Source organism: Amycolatopsis orientalis DSM 43388 (assembly GCF_000411975.1).
Lineage (GTDB): Bacteria > Actinomycetota > Actinomycetes > Mycobacteriales > Pseudonocardiaceae > Amycolatopsis > Amycolatopsis orientalis_D.
Genome location: NZ_ASXG01000125.1, coordinates 26,990 through 44,415 on the forward strand (window position 1 = coordinate 26,990; position 17,426 = coordinate 44,415).

Consider the following 17,426-nt stretch of genomic DNA (forward strand, 5'->3'; position numbering starts at 1 on the left):
ACGGCGTAACTCACACTCCCGGCTTAGCTCATTCGTGCGAGCCGCGCCGCGGGGTGACGAGACCGGACTCGTAGGCGAGCACCACCAGCTGGGCCCGGTCGCGCGCACCGATCTTGGTCATGATGCGGCTGACGTGCGTCCGTGCGGTCGCCGTGGAGATCACCAGGTGGGCGGCGATTTCGTCGTTCGACAACCCGCCCGCGACCAGCGCCAGCACCTCGCGTTCGCGTTCGGTCACCTCCCGCACGGCCGAGGTGTCGATCCGCCGGTGCTCCGGCCGTCCGACGATCTCGGCGATCAGCCGGCGCGTGACGGTCGGGGCGAGCAGCGCCTCCCCCGCCGCGACGACGCGCAGCGCGTGCAGGAGTTCGACCGGTTCGGTGTCCTTCAGCAGGAAGCCGCTGGCCCCGGCGCGGAGGGCCTCGTAGACGTATTCGTCGACGTCGAACGTGGTCAGGACCAGGACTTTCACCCCGCCGAGTTCCGGGTGCGAGGTGATCCGGCGGGTAGCTTCGAGGCCGTCGGTGCCGGGCATCCGGATGTCCATCACGACGATGTCGGGCCGGTGCTCGATCGCTTGCGCGACCGCTTGCTCGCCGTCGCTGGCCTCGCCGGCCACCTCGAAGCCGTCCTCGGTGTCCAGCAGCAGCCGAAATCCGGCGCGGACCAGGGCCTGGTCGTCGGCCAGTACGACGCGGATGGTCATTTCTCCCCCTCCACGGGCAGTTCCGCCCGCACCTGGAAACCCTCTCCGGTGGCACTCGCCTCGACGCTGCCGCCAAGCGCCGTCGCGCGTTCCCGCATGCCGCGCAGCCCGTGGCCGGGCGTCGGCTGGGCGGTGCCGCGGCCGTCGTCGCGCACGACCAGGACCAGCGTGCCCGGTTTCCGCTCGAAGCGGACCTCGACGCGCTGGGCCCCGTCGGCATGCCGGACGACGTTGGTGAGCGACTCCTGCAGGATCCGGTACGCCGCGCCGTCGACTGGCGCGGGCAGGTCGCCGGCTTCGCCGTGCACCTCGACTTCCAGCCCGGCGGCACGCGCGTGGTCGAGCAGTTCGTCGACCTGCGCGAGGCTCGGCGCGGGCGCGCGGTTCTCGCCGGAACGCAGCACGGCGAGGGTCGCGCGCAGGTCGTTGAGCGCGGACGCGCTGGCCGCTTTGATGTTGAGCAGTGCCTCTTTCGCCTGCTCCGGCCGCCGATCCGCGACGTGTGCCGCGACGCCCGCCTGGACGTTGATCATCGCGAGGCTGTGCGCGACGACGTCGTGCACCTCGCGGGCGATGCGGAGCCGCTCTTGTTCGGCCATCCGGTGCCGATGCTCGTCGGCCTGCTCGCGCCGGGCGGCGACGGCCGCGAACTGGAACCGGACCGCGGTCGCGATGCCGATCACGGCGGACATCCAGACCACGGCGAACAGCGCCCACGCGCTGACCGCAAACGTTTGCGCCTGGACGACGTGCACCAGGTACGCCGCCACGAGGACCGCTCCACCGGTGCTCCCGGCGACCACCGGACCCTGCCGCCGCGTAAGCACGAAGAGCGCGATGGTGGGGACGACGATCACCGGACCGCCGGGCTCTGGCGACAGGTAGTACGCGTACGCCGAGGCCGCGGTGAGCACGAACAGCGGCAGTGGATACCGGTGGACGAGCAGCAGGGTGAGCACGGTCGCGGCCAGCCACGCCGCACCGAGCGGGCTCAGCGGGTGCGAGGCGTGCTGCCAGCGCCCGGACGCACTGGAGCCGCCGAGCACGAAGGCAAGCACCACGAAGGTCCGGAACACCCGCCCGAACCACGGGTTCTGCGCCCGCCACCAGTAGTGCATGCAGCGAAAGCTACCGGGGAAGGCCGGTGGGCGCGTCCGTCGTGAGGCGCGGGCTCTCGCTACGCGCGGCGCGGTATGTCGATCGTCGGCCACCCTCCGGCGGACGCGTGCTCCACGTGCGCTACCGCGTCTTCGGCACGAACTCCCGCAGCTTCGACCGCGTCTCGTCGTTCGCCGGGGTGTAGACCGACATCCGGATCTCCGAACGGCGGCCGGCGTAGAGGTAGGTGAAGTCGAACGTGAGCAGGCCCGCCTCCGGGTGCAGGTAGCGCTTGCTCTTGGCCTGCTCGGTGTTCACGTCGTGGCGCTCCCACAGCTCGGCGAAGCACGGCGATTCCGCCTTGAGCCGTTTGACCAGCGACTTCCAGCCGGGTTCGCCCATGTGCTCGGCCATCGCGGCGCGGAAGGACGAGACCATCCGCGGCACGTTCTGCTCCCAGTCGACCATCCGCTCCCGCCACTCGGGATTGAGCAGGCACTGGACGAGCGTGTTGCGTTCCTCGTACGGGATCTTGTCGACGCCGCCCATCAGCCAGTCGTAACCGGCGTTGTGGCCGAGCACGTCGAAGCGCGCGTTGCGGACCGCGACCGGGAACGGCTCCAGCTGGACCATCATGTCCTGCATCGACGGCGTGATCGCGGAGCAGTTCTTCTTCTCGGTCACCGGTTCCGGCGCGCCGGCGAGGGTGAACAGGTGCACGTGTTCGTGCGGGTCGAGCCGCAGCGTGCGGGAGATCGCGCTGAGCACCTGCTCGGACGCGTTGATGTCGCGGCCCTGTTCGAGCCACGTGTACCAGGTGACCCCCACCCCGGCGAGCTGCGCGACCTCCTCGCGGCGCAGCCCCGGCGTGCGCCTGCGGCCGCCGAGCGGCAGGCCGACCTGCTCGGGCGTGATGCGCCCGCGCCGGTTGCGCAGGAACTCTCCCAGTTCGGTCCGGCGGAGGCGGTCTTCGATGCCACTGGTCACGAATACCAGGTAAGCACAGCGGCGACCCTGTTACCAGGTAGTCCCAGTACCAGGATAAAAGCACACCTGGTACCAGGGTCTGGCGCGGCGGAACGTAGTACTCATGACGACTACCACCACCGCCCCGGCATCGGCCACCGTCGCCGCCGGGACGCCGGAGAGGACGGGCCTCTCGTCCGCCGGCTTGATCACCGTGCTGCTGGGGGCAGCGCTGCCGATCATCGACTTCTTCATCGTCAACGTCGCCCTGCCCACGATCGATGCCGACCTGCACGCATCCACCGCGACCCTCGAACTCGTCGTCGCGGGCTACGGCATCGCGTACGCGGTGCTGCTCGTGCTCGGCGGACGGCTTGGCGACACTTTCGGCCGCCGCAAGCTCTTCCTGCTCGGCCTGACTTTGTTCACGCTCACCTCGCTGGCCTGCGGAGTCGCCCCGGACGCCGCCACGCTGGTCCTCGCCCGCGTCGCCCAGGGCGCGGCCTCGGCGATGCTGCTGCCGCAATTCCTGTCGATCATCCAGGCCGGCACCACCGGCGAACGCCGTTCCCGCGCGATCGGTCTCTTCGGCGCTACCGGCGGCATCGCCACCGTGGTCGGCCAGCTGCTCGGCGGCGCGCTGGTGGCCGCCAACCTGTGGGACCTCAGCTGGCGACCGATCTTCCTGGTCAACGTGCCGATCGGGATCATCGGGCTGCTGCTCGCTCGCCGAACCGTGCCGGACAGCCGGGCGAGCAACCCGCTCGGCGTCGACCGCTGGGGCACCGTGCTGCTGGCCGTCTCCCTGCTGTCGCTGCTGATCCCGATCATGGAAGGCCGCGCGCTCGGCTGGCCGTGGTGGAGCATCGCGCTGCTGGTGCTCTTCCCGTTCGCGGCGTACGGCTTCGCCCGCGTCGAGCGGAAGCTGGAAGCCGCCGGCGGCACTCCGCTGCTGCCGCCCGCCCTGCTGCGCACCGCGAGCGTGCGGCACGGCCTGACCGTCGCGGTGCCGTTCTTCTGCACCTTCGGCTCGTTCATGTTCGTCTACGCGGTGACGCTGCAGAACGGCCTGCACCTCGGCCCGCTCGGCGCTGGGCTGGCGTTGACCCCGATGGCCGTCGCGTACTTCACGACCTCGCTGGTCAGCAGCCACCTCGTCGCCCGGTTCGGCCGCAAGATCGTGCCGATCGGCGGGCTGATCCTCACCGTCGGGCTGCTCGCGCTCGCCGGAACCGCCCTGCTGGACTGGCCGGACCTGTCGATCTGGCGGCTCGCCCCGGCGATGGTGCTGATCGGCGTCGGCAACGGGCTCGCGATGAGCACGCTGTTCCGGGTGGTGCTTTCGCGAGTGCCCGCGGACTTGGCCGGGGTCGGCGGCGGCGTGCTGACCACGACCCAGCAGACGTCGCTGGCCTTGGGCGTCGCAGTGCTGGGCAGCCTGTTCGCCAGCCTGAGCGTCCCGGGCCTGCTCGGTTACCAGGGCGCGTTCGTGCTGGTCATCGGCATTCTGGCGGCGCTGGCGCTGCTGGTCAGCGGACTGGCGCGAAAACTGCCCGATCCGCGCTGAGAAATTCGCCCGACGGAAAACCCCGCTCCCGGACGACGATGGTGATGTGACGGAACCTCGGGTGCAGCCAGACCCGGCCTTCGCGCTGCTCGGCCTCTACGAGACGGCCCTGCCGGAGGTCTATGGCTACCTGCTCGCGAGGTGCGGCGACCGCGTGCTGGCGGAGGAACTGACTTCGGAGACGTTCCTCGGCGCGGTCGCCGCTTGCCGCAAGGAGCACGCGCCGCCGGTGAGCACGCCCTGGCTGATCGGGGTGGCCCGGCACAAACTGGCCGACCACTGGCGGCGCGCCGAACGGGAACAGCGCGGGCTGCGGCTCGTGCACGACGCCGAAGGAGACGTCGAAGATCCCTGGGACGAACAGCTCGACGCCCTGCGCGCGCGGCAGGTGCTCGAATCGCTGTCGGTCTCGCATCGGGCAGTGCTCACCTTGCGGTACGTCGACGGCCTTCCCGTGCGCGAAGTCGCCGCGCATCTCGGCCGGACCATCCACGCGACGGAGGCGTTGCTGACGCGGGCCAAGACCGCGTTTCGCCGCAGCTACCAGGAGAAGGAGGGTCGCGATGCCTGAACCGTTCGACGCGCTCGCCCTGCCCTCGACTCCGGCCGACCCCGATCCGGCCTTCGCCGAGCAGCTGCGCGACGACCTCCGCCGCCTGATCCTGAACGGAGCGGAGATGACCACCACCGAGACCACGCCCCAGCAGGCCCAAGTGGGAGCACTCACGCCGTACATCGTGGTGACCGACGCACGGGCCGCGCTCGACTTCTACGTCGAGGTCTTCGGGGCGCGACGCCGGTCCGAACCGATCGTGATGGACGACGGCCGGATCGGGCACGCCGAACTGGACATCGGCGGCAGCGTGCTGATGCTGGCCGAGCAGTTCCCGGAAATCGGCAATGTCGTCGCCCCGGAAGGCGGGGCGACGGTGCGGGTCGAGGTGCCCGATCCGCGGAGCGCGGTGCAGCGGGCAGTGGAACTGGGCGCGGAACTGCTGCGTCCCGTCGAGGACCGCGGCTACGGAGCGCACGGCGCGATCAAGGATCCGTACGGCCAGCGCTGGCTGGTCGCGCAGGCCGCGCCGCGGGCCAAGGCACCGGACGAGCGCACGTACCGGCACGGCGAGGCCGGGTACTTCACCTTCCAGGTCCCCGACGACGGCCGGGCCAAGGCGTTCTACGGCGCGGTGCTCGGCTGGCAGTTCAGCCAGGGCAGCCTGCCGACCGCGTGGCGCATCGAAGGCGACGGCCTGCCCGGCGGGCTGTGGGGCGGGGCGGAACTGCAGACCGGATGGAAGCTGATGTTCGCCGTCGACGACCTCGAAGCCGCGCTCGCCCGGGTGCGCGACCAGGGCGGCCGGGCAGGCGAGGTGGAGCACCAGCCGTACGGCCGAACGGCCGATTGTGCCGACGACCAGGGGATCGAGTTCTGGCTGTGGGAACAACCACGCACGTGACCTCGGCCAAAACCCGGGCGGCAAACCGGCCCGCGGGGCGCACACTCGAAAGATGGCCGCGCACTGGACCCCTCGAGACGAAGCCGAACTGACTGCCGGCTGGCAGCTGTGGCTCGCGCTGCGCTCGTCCGCCTGGCCGGGACCGGACTGGGACGGAACGCCCGCCGACGCCGTCCGCGGACTGGATCGGTGCTTCGCCGCCTGCGACGAAATCCTCGCCGCGCACGACGAGCCGGACTCCGCGGTCGCCGGGCTGGTGCGGTCGATGCTCCTGGCCGCCAACTGGACCCTCGGACTGTGGCGCGACGACACGGACCCGCTCGATTCCGAACGCGCCGCGATGCTGCACGCCGACCTGGCCGCGTTCTCCGACCACGCGGAGAGCGTGCGGAGCCTGCTGGCCGCGGGCGGCGGGTGGGCCTCGCTTCCGCGGTGACCCGCCCGCCGTCCGTCTACAAAGGACTCACCAGTGCGCGGGCCGCTTCCGGTCCGGCTCGTACGGCTGCGTGATGACCTCGATCCCGTTTCCGCCCGGGTCGAGGAAATACACACCGCGGCCGCCGTGGTGATGGTTGATCTCGCCGGGTCCCTGCCCGCCCGGCCCGGCGTGGTAGGCGACCCCGGTTTCCTTCAGCCGCAGGAAAAACGCGTCGAAGTCGTCCTCGGGGATGAGGAAACAGTAGTGCTGCAGCTTGCGGTCGGCGTCCGGGATCGTCGCGAAGTCGAGCCGTACGCCGTTGCTGGTTTCGACGGGAAGGAACGGGCCCCATTCCTCGCCGATCTCGAAACCCAGCAGATGCGCGAAGAATTCGGCGGACTCCCGGTTGTCCCGGGACGGGACCATGAGGTGATTCAGTTCAACGGAAACGGACACGAAGCAATGCCTCCAGAAGGCATCCCAGCACCTCCATGCCTCACCCAGCCGGTGACCGACACGCGATGCCGCGCACGAGCGTAGCGCAGCCGAAGCGGATCTCCCATCAGGAAACCGGAACTCGCCGCCGGGCCGCGCGCGGACGGCCGACGCCCTGCCAGGACAGCCCGGCGTCGAGAATCATGCCGGGGTCGAGGAGGTTGCGGGTGTCGACGACGTCGTCGCCTTCCATCGCGTCCGCGATCGCCACCCAGTCGAGATTGCGGAACTCGGCCCATTCGGTAAGCACCACAACGACATCCGCGTCCTTGGCCACCTGGTACGGATCGTCCACGACGGTCATCCCCGCGATGCCGCCGGACACCGCCGGGTCGTACGCGGTGATCTCCGCGCCGAGCGCGCCCAGCACCGAAGACACCGCCAGCGCGGGAGAATCGCGCAGATCGTTCGTGCCCGCCTTGAACGCCAAGCCCAGCACGCCGATCCGCGCACCGGCCAGCGTTCCGCCGCAGGCGCCGGCGATCTTCGCCACGATGCGGTCGCGCTGGGCGATGTTCTCGTCGATCGCCGAGGTCAGCATCCGGAAGTCGTAGTCCACCGATTCCGCGACCTTGACCAGCGCGCTGGTGTCCTTGGGCAGGCACGAACCGCCCCAGCCCGGGCCGGGTTTGAGGAACGTGCGTCCGATCCGCCGGTCGTAGCCCATGCCTTCGGTGACCAGGTCGATGTCCGCGCCGAGCCGTTCGCACAGTTCGGCGATCGAGTTCACATAGGACAGTTTGAGCGCGAGGAAGCAGTTCGCCGCGTACTTGACCAGTTCCGCGCTCGCCGCGTCGGCGACCACGACCGGGGCGGCGAGATCGCCGTACAGCTGCCCGACCCACGCGGCCGCGGGCCGCGAATCGGACCCGACCACGATCCGGTCCGGGTTCAGGAAGTCTTGCACCGCAGTGCCTTCGCGCAGGAACTCCGGGTTGGAGACCACCGGCACGTCATCGCGGCCGACCATCGCCTGGATCCGTTTCGCGGTGCCGACCGGCACCGTCGACTTCGTGATCAGCGCGCAGCCCGGCGGGAGCACGTCGCCGATCTCCTCGGTCACCGCCTCCACCGCGCGCAAATCCGCGGACCCGCCCGCGCCCATCGGCGTCGGCACGCAGAGGAACACGCCTTCCGCGTCGCGAACGGCTTCCCGCGCGCCGACGACGAACGACAGCCGTCCGTTCGCCAGTCCGCGGGAGACCAATTCGGCCAGTCCTGGCTCGAGGATGTCCACGCGCCCGGCCGACAGCCGGTTCACTTTCGCCACGTCCACGTCCACGCAGGTGACGCGGTGCCCGAGGCTCGCGAGACAAGCCCCCGTGGTCAATCCGACGTATCCCGTCCCTACCACCACGATCCGAGCTGAGCTCATGACGCTGAAGGTGACAGCCGGAGTTGACCTCAGCGCTAACGGAAGCGGTCGGGGCCGAATACTCCTCGCGACGAGAAGCGGGTGAGGCGGCACACTCCGGCACAGGTGCGAACGAGCGTTAACCTGGGCGCGGAGGTGCACCGCGGCACCGAGAGCAGGAGGAAGGCTGAAAATGCAGATCACCGACACCGCAGCGCTCGTCACGGGTGGCGCGTCCGGACTCGGCGGCGCGACCGCCAAGGCACTGGCCGCGAAAGGCGCGCGAGTGTTCGCCCTCGACCTCGCGCCCTCGATCGAGAAGGCCGAGCAGGTCGACGGCGTCACCTACGTCGAGGCCGACGTGACCGACCCGGACCAGGTGCAGGCCGCCGTCGACACCGCGGCCGGCTCGGGCGTACCGCTGCGCACGGTGGTCAACTGCGCGGGCATCGGTCCGTCCGCGCGCATCCTGTCGCGCAAGGGCCGGCACGACCTCGGCCTGTACGCGAAGGTCGTCCAGATCAACCTGATCGGCACGTTCAACGTGCTCACCGTCGCTTCCGAGGCGATCGCGAAGACCGAGCCGCTGGCCGACGACGCCCGCGGCGTCATCATCAACACCGCGTCCGTCGCCGCTTTCGACGGCCAGATCGGGCAGGTGGCGTACGCGTCGTCCAAGGGCGGCGTGGTCGGGATGACCCTGCCCGCCGCGCGCGACCTCGCCTCGCACGGCATCCGCGTGCTGACGATCGCCCCCGGCATCGTCGACACCCCGATGCTCGCCACCGTCAGCGACGAGTTCCGCGCCGGGCTCGCCGCCGGGGTGCCGTTCCCGAAGCGGCTGGCGCGGCCTGACGAGTACGCGCAGCTCGCCCTGTCGCTGATCGACCACGACTACCTCAACGGCGAGGTCATCCGCATGGACGGCTCGCTGCGGATGGCCCCGCGCTGACCTGCCGGCGAGTGGCTGTGCCGACCCCTCAGCGGCACAGCCACTCGCCAGAGTCACTCCTTGCGCATCCGCACCTCGAGGCCGATCCCGTCCGGGGTCACCGCACAGGTGCGGAACTTGCTCTCCGCGACAGTGGCTTCGAACTGCTCCGGCGTGTACGCCCGCCGCCGCAGGCCGCGGAGCGTGCGGACGGTGGTGAACGCGGCCACCGGACCGAGGTTCATCCGCGCGACCTCGGCGTCCAGCTCCGCGTCCGTGGTGCTCTTGCTCAAGTCCTGCACGAGCGCGACGCCGCCCGGCCGCAGCACCCGGTGCATCTCGTCGAGCGCGTCCACCGGGTCGGCGAAGTTCTTGAACGCCGCCTGGCACACCAGGAAGTCGAACGAGCCGTCCGCGAACGGCATCGCCGCCACGTCGCCGCGGCGGAAGTCCACCGAGACGCCCTGTTCCCGCGCGTAGTCCCGAGCCAGCTGGACGAACGTCCGGCTGACGTCGAGCCCGGTCACCGTGCACCGCCCGGTGCGGGCCAGCTCCACCGCGAAGTACCCCGGCCCGGGCGCGACCTCGAGCACGTCGCAACCTTCGGCCAGCTCCGAAGCCAGCATCTCGGCGGATTCGCGATACTGCACGAGCTGCGGTTCGGTGCCCCGTCCCCGCGCGTACGCCCGGGCGACCGGCCCCTCCATTTCCGGCAGCAGTTTCGTGCGATGGCGTTTGACCTGGGTGTTCCCCATCTGTTTCTCCCTGTTCGGTCGGTACCGAACCGGTGCCGCGGCGGGGATGGCCCGTATCCTGGTCAGCGCAGCCTGAGGACGGGTCTCCGCACTCGCGGTTTCCGGTTCGACGGTTCCCGGTCCCGGCGGCGGTGTGCCAGCACCTCCTCCGGGACCTTCTTTATTCGCCTTCGCCCTGGACGAAGGCGGCCATGTCGGGCAGCTCCCCGGTCTCCCGGTAGCGCCGCCACTCCTCGACCCCCGGTATCGCACCGGTGGCCAGCTCCTCGCGCAGCCCGCGGACCCATTCCGCCTCGGCGCGCCACATCGCCAGCTGGTATTCCGCTTCGAGGAGAACCAGCCGCGGCAATTCCGCCCGCATCTTCGCCAGCTCCTCGACGCGCTCGCCGATCATCTGCTCCAGCTCGCCGACCCGGTGCTTCAGCTCCTGGTCGACGACCTCCGGGGTGAGCGCGAGCATCACCGACAACCCGGTGTGAAACCGCGTCGGCTCCGGGTCCGGGACGCCGAGCAGTTCGGCGATCCAGTCCTCCATCTCGGCCTGGCCCGCCTCGGTGATCCGATACACGGTCCGCTCCGGCCGGGCCCCCTCCCGCACGTTCTCGACCGCCTCGAGGAAGCCGTGCTTTTCGAGGTTGCCGACGACGGTGTAGAGCGAGCCCCACTTGATCTTCAGGTCGCCTTCTTTGCCGCGTTCCCGCAGGAGCGTGGCGACTTCGTACGGATGCATCGGCCGCTCGAGCACCGTGGCCAACACGGCGAGGCCCAGCAAGTTGGACACCTTCCGCCGTTTCAAGCCCGACCTCCTCGTAGGCGATTACTCGCAGACGAGTATATGCCGAAACGGGAGGGACGGCAACGAGCAAACGCTCGGACCACGCACGAAGACAACCACCCACACCCCCGCCACCCCGATACGAAGCCAAAAACAATCCGGCTGAGGGGTGGTGGCCCACCTCAGGCCACCGACGCGGTCAGCAGCAAACCTCAGATGTCCAGCATGTACGGGACCTCGTCCTGAGCCCGCGAACTCATCCATTCCCGCAGGGCCTTGGTCGCCAGCACGTCGTCCTCGTTGTACCGCAGCAACCGTTCCCGTTGTTCGTCGTCGGGGACCTCGCCGTCCATACCGACCGCGTCCCGGTACCACCGCATCGACGCCTCGCCGCCGGCCTCCGGATCCCGCCAGGCGAACCCGGCCACCGGCGCGATCACCTTCAGTCCCTTGCCCCGCGAGCACAGGAACTGGTCCGTGACGCTGCGGAAGAGGTCCACCCACTCATCAGAGTCCACAAAGGACTGCACAGTTCGCTTGTCCGGCACCCCGGGGTGCTCGCCGAACCGCTCGACCGAGCCGAACAGCCACCGGTTCTCCGCGAGCGCGTTGTAGCAATACGCCCGGAAAGTCAGTCCAGCGGCGAGGGTCCGCTCCCGCACCTCCGTGAACCACGTCCAGAATTCGGCGAACGACCGCGCCTCGTCCACCGTCGGCAACGGCTCCCAGGTCGCGAACGCGCGATAGCCCCGCGGCACCCCGATGTCCACTCCGGACAGCAGCGTGCCCCACAGATAAGCCCCGGAATCTCCGAAACTTTCCATGTCCACGTCGACCTCGACGTCCGCGCGCGGCACCTCGACCTCCGGCGTGCGGCGCACCACCGTGAGATCAGCCAGCCAGGCCCGGGCGAGCATGATCGCGTCCGAGAACGTGCCGCCGGTCCAGTTCATCGGCGGCGGCTCGGCGGCCGGGTCCAGCGCGGCCAGCTTGTCTACTGTGGACACTCCGACGCGACGCAGTTCTCCCGCGTCCTCGCCGCGCACCACCAGGCTCACGTCGCGCGTCTCGGTGAGCACGACCTCGCAGGTGGGCCAGAACGGACACCGCCGGCACTCCAGCACCCGCGAGGGCGCGGCCAGCGCTTCGGCGCCGGTGGCGGCCGCGGTCGCCACCGCGAGCCGGTCCGCGAAGCGCGCGTCGTATTCGTCCAGCGCGCTGCGCCCGCCCGGCCAGGTGCCCGCGGTGAGGTCGTGCCAGACGACGACGTCAGCGTCGAGACCGATCACGCCGCCGACCGCGCGGCCGCTGGCCGCCAGCCCGTGCGTCTCCAGCATTCGCCGCAGGTGCGCGAGCCGCAGCTGGTCTCGCGGCTGCGAGCGCACCTTGCGCAGCTCGTCCGGCGAGCGGCGGGCCGGGTCGAGCTCCGTCATCGCGGTGGTGGGCGCGCCCTGGCCGCGGTCGGTGATCCGGTGCCGCACCACCAGCACCGGCACGTAGCCGTCGCCCACCCGCACGAGCAGGTCGATGCCGCCGCGCCGATGCCCGACCGGGTCGGCGGGCAGCAGCGCGCCCCAGATGTACCGCGTGCCCTCGGCGAACGCCTGCTCGGTGAGCCGCACCCGCTCGCCCGCCGGGGCGGTGCGCGGCACCCGCGCCCAGGTGGCGTCCGGCCCCGAGGCCGCGACCAGCTGTTCGAGGATTTCTTCGCGGTGCGCAGTCGCGTCGTCGATGCGCTGTTGCGCGGTCGGATCCGGCGGCGGCAGCGGCACGTCGCGCATCGCCGGGTCGTGTTCCAGGTGCACCCGGCGGCGGCAACGACTCACTGCTCCCGCGTCGAGCAACACCTCGTCTCCCATAGCGATCACAATAGATCGTGGGTACGACATTCCCCGCGCGAGCCGACATGCCCGTCAGGTCGGGGACCAGTAAGTTCATGCGGAGAAGGCGTGGGAGGTAACGGCCATGGCGCGCAAGGCCAAGCAGGACAAGGCCAAGGACGAGGGTGAAGCCCGGATCACCCCGAAGAAGGCGAAGAACGCGGTCGCGGTGGCCAAGGTGCTCGGACCGGCGGTGCTGCCGGTGCTCGCGCCGTACGCGGTCCGCGCGGCGGGCGCGGCGCGGGAGGCGTACGACCGCTACCAGGCCCGCAAGCTGGGCGTGGCCGTCGATCAGCTCGGCGAGTACACCGGCCGCGGCGCGGCGCTGCACGCCCGGATCGCGGGTCTCGTGCAGGGGCTCGGCGAGCTGAAGAAGTCGGCGAAGGCGACCGACGCGGACCAGAAGTTCGCCGCCGAAACGCAGTCGACGCTGGAACAGCTGTCGGCCACGGTGCGGGCCGCCGAGCGCATGCCCGCGGCTCGGCGCAAGGCCGCGCACCGCGCGGTCACCGGCGAGCTCGAACGGCTGGAAGACCAGCTGCTGCACCGCTTGGGCGTCTGAACACGGCAAAGGGCCCCTTGAGCGAACTCAAGGGGCCCTTTCCGCTGTCCGCCCGGGCTACTTGATGAAGCCCTTCCGCAGCATCCAGTCGTGCGCGACGGTGCCCGCGTCCTTGCCGTCGACGTCGACCTGCTTGCACAGCTCGACCATCTGCTTGTTGTCGAGCGCCGCCCCCACCGCCTCCAGCGGCCCGCGGATGTCCGGGTGCTGGTTGAGGAAGTCCGTGCGCAGCGTCGGCGCGGCGTTGTACTGCGGGAACGCCTTCTTGTCGTCCTCGAGCACGCGCAGGTTCAGCCCGGAGATCCGGCCGTCGGTGGTGAACACCTCGCCGATCGGGCAGGTGCCGTTGGCCACCGCCGAGTAAATCGTGCCGATCCCGAAGTTCTCGATCTTCGGGTTCTTGAACCCGTACGCCTTGACCGCCGCCGGGAACCCGTCCTGGCGGCTGGTGAACTCCGTCTCCAGGCAGAACCGGTTCTGGTCCGGATGCGAGGTGAGGAATTTCGCCAGGTCCGAGGTGGTCTTCAGGTTGTTCTTCGCCGCGTACGCCTCGGTGGTGGCGAACGCGTACTGGTCGTTCAGCGGCGAGTAGTTCAGCCAGGTGACGCCGTACTTCTCCGCGTCCGCCTTCTTCGTGGCCTCGTACTGCGCCTTCTCCCCGCCCGGAACCGGCAGTTCGTTGCCCTGGTAGTTGATCCAGCCGGTGCCGGTGTACTCCCAGGTCACGTCGGTCTGCCCGTTGAGCAGCGCCTGCCGCGACGAGTTCGACCCCTTGATGTCGGTGAGGTCGATGACGTCCGCGCCCGCCGCGCTCAGCGCCATTTCGGCCATGTAGCCGAGGATGATGTTCTCGGTGAAGTCCTTCGACCCGACGACCACCCGCACGCCCTGCAGCGACGGGATCGGCCGGATCGAACCCGGTTCGATCTTGAACGGGATCGAGGTGTTGACGTCGAGCCCGCACGCCGAGAGCGTCCCGGCGAGCAGGGCGGCGCCGACCAGCGCTCCCGCCTTTTTCAGGACGTTCATCAGCGCAGTCCCTTCGGTCCGAAGTACTGCTCGGCGACCGCGCCCAGCCAGTCCACCAGCAGCGCCAGCGCGACGGCCAGCACCGAGCCGGTGATCAGCACCTTGGTGAGGTTGAGCTTGTAGCCGGTGTCGATGAGCAGGCCGAACCCGCCGGCGTTGACGAACATGCCGAACGTCGCGGTGCCGACCGCCAGCACGAGCGACGTGCGCAGACCGGCCAGGATCAGCGGGACGGCGAGCGGGAATTCCACCCGCCACAGCACCTTCTGCGCGGACATCCCGATGCCGCGGCCGGCGTCGATGAGCGACGGGTCCACCTGCTGAATGCCGACCATCGTGTTGCGCAGCACCGGAAGCAGCGAATAGAACGCCAGCGGCAGCGCGGCGACCCAGAGACCGCCGACCGCGCCGGTGAAGATGAACCACAGCACCAGCACGCCCAGCGCGGGCGCGGCCTGTCCGATGTTGGCGATGGCCAGGAAGATCGGCGCGAGCCACTTCGCCCACGGCCGGGTCACGACGATGCCGAGCGGCACCGCCACCAGCACCACGATCGCGGTGACCACGACGGTCATCGCCACGTGGTCGCGCAGCGCGGTCAGCAGCGACGTCGCGTTGAGCGTTTCCTTCTCGGTCGCGGTGAGCCCGCTGGCGAACACCCAGACGAGCGTGGCGGCGACGATCAGCACGACCACGGCGGGCTGGGCGAACAGCCGGACGCGTTCCGCGCGGCGGGAACCCGACTCGGTGCTGAATCCGGTATCGACGGCAGCGGTCATGCGGTGGCCCCGTCCTCTTCGACGTGGTCGTCCGCGTGCTCGTCGCGCAGCTGCTGGATGGTCGCGATGACCGTGTCCAGCTTGATCGTGCCCGCGTACTCGCCCCGCGGGCCGGTGACCGGCACCGAACCGCCTTCGGCGAGCATCGCCTCGAGCGCGTCCTGCAGCGTCGACTGGAGGCTCACGATGTCGCGCAGCGGCTTGCCGACCGCACCCAGCGAGGTGGCGTTGGTCAGCTCGCGCACGTGCACCCAGCGGATCGGCCGGCGCCGCTGGTCCAGCACCAGCGCGAACGGCTTGCGCGATTTGCTGAGCTTCTCCCGCACGTCCGCGGGCGCTTCTTCGATCGTCGTGGTGAGCGCGTCCTGCTGCAGTTCGACGTCGCGCACGCGCAGCAGGGTCAGCTGCTTGAGCGAAGCACCGGCGCCCACGAAACCGGCGACGGTGTCGTCCGCCGGGTTCGCCAGGATCGACTCCGGGGTGTCGTACTGCAGGATCTTCGACTGGTTTCCGAGCACCGCGATCCGGTCGCCGAGCTTGACCGCCTCGTCGAAGTCGTGCGTGACGAAGACGATCGTCTTCTTCAGGTCGGTCTGCAGCCGCAGCAGTTCGTCCTGCAGGTTGCCGCGGGTGATCGGGTCGACCGCGCCGAACGGCTCGTCCATCAGCAGCACCGGCGGGTCGGCGGCGAGCGCGCGGGCCACTCCGACGCGCTGCTGCTGCCCGCCGGACAGCTGGCGCGGGTAGCGGTCGCGGAAATCGGCCGGGTCGAGCCCGACCAGGTCCATCATCTCCTCGACGCGCGCGGAGACCTTCTTCTTGTCCCAGCCGAGCAGTCCGGGCACGACGGCGATGTTCTGCGCGACGGTGAAGTGCGGGAACAGCCCGGCCTGCTGGATCGCGTAGCCGATCTGCCTGCGCAGGGTGTCCACGTCGAGCTTCAGCGCGTCCTGCCCGCCGATGGTGATCCGGCCGGACGTCGGCTCGATCAGCCGGTTGATCATCCGCATCGTGGTGGTCTTGCCGCAGCCGGACGGGCCGACGAACACCACGATCTTGCCCGCGGGCACGACCATCGAGAAGTCGTCGACCGCCGGGGCCCGGGTGCCGGAGTAGCGCTTGGTGACGTGGTCGAGTTCGATCTCGACGCCGGAGACGTTTTCTTCGGTCGCAGTGTGCTCAGCCACGGACACCCCTAGAAACGGTGAATCGCTTGATCAGGACATAGATGCCGTCGAGCACCAGCGCGAGGATGACCACGCCGACGGTGCCGGTGAGGGCCTGGTTGAGGGAGTTCGTGCTCCCGGCGTTGGTGAGGCCGGAGAAGACCTCCGAGCCGAGGCCGGGCCCCTTGGCGTAAGCCGCGATCACCGCGATGCCCATCAGCATCTGCGTCGCGACCCGCATGCCGGTGAGGATCGCCGGCCAGGCCAGCCGCAGTTCGACCCGGGTGAGCACGGAGATCCGGCTCATCCCGATGCCGCGGGCGGCGTCAGTGATCGCCGGGTCGACCGCGTCGAGGCCGACGATCGTGTTGCGGACGATCGGCAGCAGGCCGTAGAGCACGAGCGCGATCACCGCGGTGGTCGAGCCGAGGCCGGACAGCGGGATCAGCAGACCCAGCAGGGCGAACGACGGGACGGTGAGGATCGTGCTGGCCAGTGCCGTGGCGACGGCGGAGCCGATGGGGCTGCGATAGACGGCGATGCCGATCAGCACGCCAAGGATCGCGGCGAGGATCGTGCACTGCACGACCATGCTGGTGTGCAGCCACGCCTGGAGCAGCAGCCTTCCCCACCGGTCCGAGATGTACTCGAAGAGGTTCATCCGTATTCGTTCTCCCGCCAGCTTGCGAGCCCCGGACGTCACCCGTTCGGAGTAGCCCATCAGTCGGCAGGGTGACTACCCGGAACGGATACAGTCGAAACCCCCACTTCTCGGTTGTGATTACCCACCGTTTCGCATCCGCCCGGGGTCGGCAACCGAAGCGAGGGGCCCCACCGGACGGTTTTTACCGGATCGAGACCCGTCCACCTGGACGTTTTCCGCAGGTGCTCACCATTCGAGACGCTTCAGTCACCCACCGGAGTGCCGTTAAGCTGCCCGAATGAGCACCCCAGCCCGGCACCGCGGCGCACTCGCCGCTGTCCGTGGCGGACTGCTCGCGCTGAGTTCGGCGTCACTCGCGGTCACCGCGCACGCGGTCGCCGACGGCGGCCTGCCCGATCCGGCGCTCACCCTCCTGCTGACCGGCCTGCTCGGCTGGACCGCCACCGCGCTCGCCGGCCGGGCGCGCGGACCGCTCGGCACGATCGCCGTGCTCGGCGGCGGGCAGCTCGTCATGCACCTGGTGCTGACGACGCTCGGCGGGCACGACCCGAGCGGGGTGCCCGCCGCCCCGGACGGCTGGGCGATGACCGCGGCGCACGCCGTCGCGACCCTGCTCACCGCGCTGGTGCTGGCGCGGGCGGACGCGATGCTGCTCGCGGTGCTGCACGTGGTGCGGGTGATTCTTCCGCTGCTGATCCGGCCGTTGCCGGTGCCAGCGGCGGCGGGCGGAGTCGCGAGACCACGGCCCGAGCGGGCGGTACCGGTGCTGTGCGTTGAACTGCGGCGGGTGCGTGGGCGGCGTGGGCCGCCGGAGCGCTCCTGAA

19 protein-coding genes are annotated in these 17,426 nt (G+C 70.1%); 7 read left to right on the forward strand and 12 right to left on the reverse strand.

What is annotated here, in order from left to right; genetic code table 11:
• Positions 1–28 precede the first annotated feature (28 nt).
• From L942_RS25255 to L942_RS25265, 3 genes are all read right to left on the reverse strand, one after another.
• Complete coding sequence (locus L942_RS25255) at positions 29–706, reverse strand: response regulator transcription factor (RefSeq protein WP_037365024.1); 678 nt, start codon at positions 704–706, stop codon at positions 29–31.
• Entirely contained in the window at positions 703–1,824 is a 1,122-nt protein-coding gene (locus L942_RS25260; RefSeq protein ID WP_200862913.1) for a sensor histidine kinase, read from the reverse strand. The genes L942_RS25255 and L942_RS25260 overlap by 4 nt, the downstream gene beginning before the upstream one ends.
• A 121-nt stretch (positions 1,825–1,945) precedes the next feature.
• Positions 1,946–2,791 (reverse strand): helix-turn-helix transcriptional regulator, encoded by an 846-nt coding sequence (locus tag L942_RS25265; protein ID WP_037365026.1) that lies wholly within the window; start codon positions 2,789–2,791, stop codon positions 1,946–1,948.
• A 103-nt stretch (positions 2,792–2,894) separates the two neighbouring features.
• Between L942_RS25265 and L942_RS25270 the strand changes: the two genes are divergently transcribed.
• Genes L942_RS25270 through L942_RS25285 form a run of 4 tightly spaced genes read left to right on the forward strand, consistent with a single transcriptional unit; the run spans position 2,895 to position 6,230 of the window.
• Positions 2,895–4,337, forward strand: a complete 1,443-nt coding sequence (locus tag L942_RS25270; RefSeq protein ID WP_037365028.1) for an MFS transporter — start codon at positions 2,895–2,897, stop codon at positions 4,335–4,337.
• Positions 4,338–4,383: 46 nt separating this feature from the next.
• The gene (locus L942_RS25275) at positions 4,384–4,908 is read left to right on the forward strand and encodes an RNA polymerase sigma factor (protein ID WP_037365030.1); all 525 of its coding nucleotides are present in this window, start codon (positions 4,384–4,386) and stop codon (positions 4,906–4,908) included.
• Entirely contained in the window at positions 4,901–5,794 is an 894-nt protein-coding gene (locus L942_RS25280) for a VOC family protein (protein WP_037365032.1), read from the forward strand. Before L942_RS25275 ends, L942_RS25280 begins: the two co-directional genes overlap by 8 nt.
• A 52-nt stretch (positions 5,795–5,846) precedes the next feature.
• On the forward strand, positions 5,847–6,230 hold the full coding sequence (locus tag L942_RS25285) for a hypothetical protein (protein WP_037365033.1): 384 nt from the start codon (positions 5,847–5,849) through the stop codon (positions 6,228–6,230).
• A 27-nt stretch (positions 6,231–6,257) separates the two neighbouring features.
• On the opposite strand, the gene L942_RS25290 is transcribed toward L942_RS25285, so the two are convergent.
• Positions 6,258–6,668 carry a VOC family protein gene (locus L942_RS25290; RefSeq protein ID WP_235079396.1) on the reverse strand — a complete coding sequence of 137 codons (411 nt, stop codon included), beginning with the start codon at positions 6,666–6,668 and terminating at the stop codon, positions 6,258–6,260.
• A 106-nt stretch (positions 6,669–6,774) separates the two neighbouring features.
• The gene (locus tag L942_RS25295; RefSeq protein WP_081655224.1) at positions 6,775–8,082 is read right to left on the reverse strand and encodes a UDP-glucose dehydrogenase family protein; all 1,308 of its coding nucleotides are present in this window, start codon (positions 8,080–8,082) and stop codon (positions 6,775–6,777) included.
• A gap of 172 nt (positions 8,083–8,254) precedes the next feature.
• Here L942_RS25295 and L942_RS25300 point away from each other — a divergent pair, with 172 nt between their 5' ends.
• Positions 8,255–9,013, forward strand: a complete 759-nt coding sequence (locus L942_RS25300) for an SDR family NAD(P)-dependent oxidoreductase (RefSeq protein ID WP_037365038.1) — start codon at positions 8,255–8,257, stop codon at positions 9,011–9,013.
• A gap of 53 nt (positions 9,014–9,066) precedes the next feature.
• On the opposite strand, the gene L942_RS25305 is transcribed toward L942_RS25300, so the two are convergent.
• The 3 genes from L942_RS25305 to L942_RS25315 form a co-directional block, all read right to left on the reverse strand.
• Positions 9,067–9,747 carry a class I SAM-dependent methyltransferase gene (locus L942_RS25305; RefSeq protein WP_037365039.1) on the reverse strand — a complete coding sequence of 227 codons (681 nt, stop codon included), beginning with the start codon at positions 9,745–9,747 and terminating at the stop codon, positions 9,067–9,069.
• Between the two features lie 160 nt (positions 9,748–9,907).
• Entirely contained in the window at positions 9,908–10,543 is a 636-nt protein-coding gene (locus tag L942_RS25310) for a PadR family transcriptional regulator (RefSeq protein ID WP_037365041.1), read from the reverse strand.
• Positions 10,544–10,734: 191 nt separating this feature from the next.
• Positions 10,735–12,381, reverse strand: a complete 1,647-nt coding sequence (locus L942_RS25315) for a TM0106 family RecB-like putative nuclease (protein WP_037365043.1) — start codon at positions 12,379–12,381, stop codon at positions 10,735–10,737.
• A 106-nt stretch (positions 12,382–12,487) separates the two neighbouring features.
• Between L942_RS25315 and L942_RS25320 the strand changes: the two genes are divergently transcribed.
• Positions 12,488–12,964 (forward strand): DUF6474 family protein, encoded by a 477-nt coding sequence (locus L942_RS25320; RefSeq protein WP_037365044.1) that lies wholly within the window; start codon positions 12,488–12,490, stop codon positions 12,962–12,964.
• A 57-nt stretch (positions 12,965–13,021) separates the two neighbouring features.
• Here the strand turns inward: L942_RS25320 and L942_RS25325 are convergent, their stop codons facing one another.
• Genes L942_RS25325 through L942_RS25340 form a run of 4 tightly spaced genes read right to left on the reverse strand, consistent with a single transcriptional unit; the run spans position 13,022 to position 16,599 of the window.
• The gene (locus tag L942_RS25325; RefSeq protein WP_051166234.1) at positions 13,022–13,993 is read right to left on the reverse strand and encodes a glycine betaine ABC transporter substrate-binding protein; all 972 of its coding nucleotides are present in this window, start codon (positions 13,991–13,993) and stop codon (positions 13,022–13,024) included.
• The gene (locus L942_RS25330) at positions 13,993–14,772 is read right to left on the reverse strand and encodes an ABC transporter permease (protein ID WP_037365046.1); all 780 of its coding nucleotides are present in this window, start codon (positions 14,770–14,772) and stop codon (positions 13,993–13,995) included. Before L942_RS25330 ends, L942_RS25325 begins: the two co-directional genes overlap by 1 nt.
• The gene (locus tag L942_RS25335; RefSeq protein WP_051166235.1) at positions 14,769–15,965 is read right to left on the reverse strand and encodes an ABC transporter ATP-binding protein; all 1,197 of its coding nucleotides are present in this window, start codon (positions 15,963–15,965) and stop codon (positions 14,769–14,771) included. The genes L942_RS25330 and L942_RS25335 overlap by 4 nt, the downstream gene beginning before the upstream one ends.
• Complete coding sequence (locus L942_RS25340; RefSeq protein WP_037365048.1) at positions 15,952–16,599, reverse strand: ABC transporter permease; 648 nt, start codon at positions 16,597–16,599, stop codon at positions 15,952–15,954. The genes L942_RS25335 and L942_RS25340 overlap by 14 nt, the downstream gene beginning before the upstream one ends.
• 280 nt (positions 16,600–16,879) lie before the next feature.
• On the opposite strand from L942_RS25340, the gene L942_RS25345 reads away from it, so the two are divergent.
• Positions 16,880–17,425 carry a hypothetical protein gene (locus L942_RS25345; RefSeq protein ID WP_106965016.1) on the forward strand — a complete coding sequence of 182 codons (546 nt, stop codon included), beginning with the start codon at positions 16,880–16,882 and terminating at the stop codon, positions 17,423–17,425.
• Position 17,426: the final 1 nt, after the last annotated feature.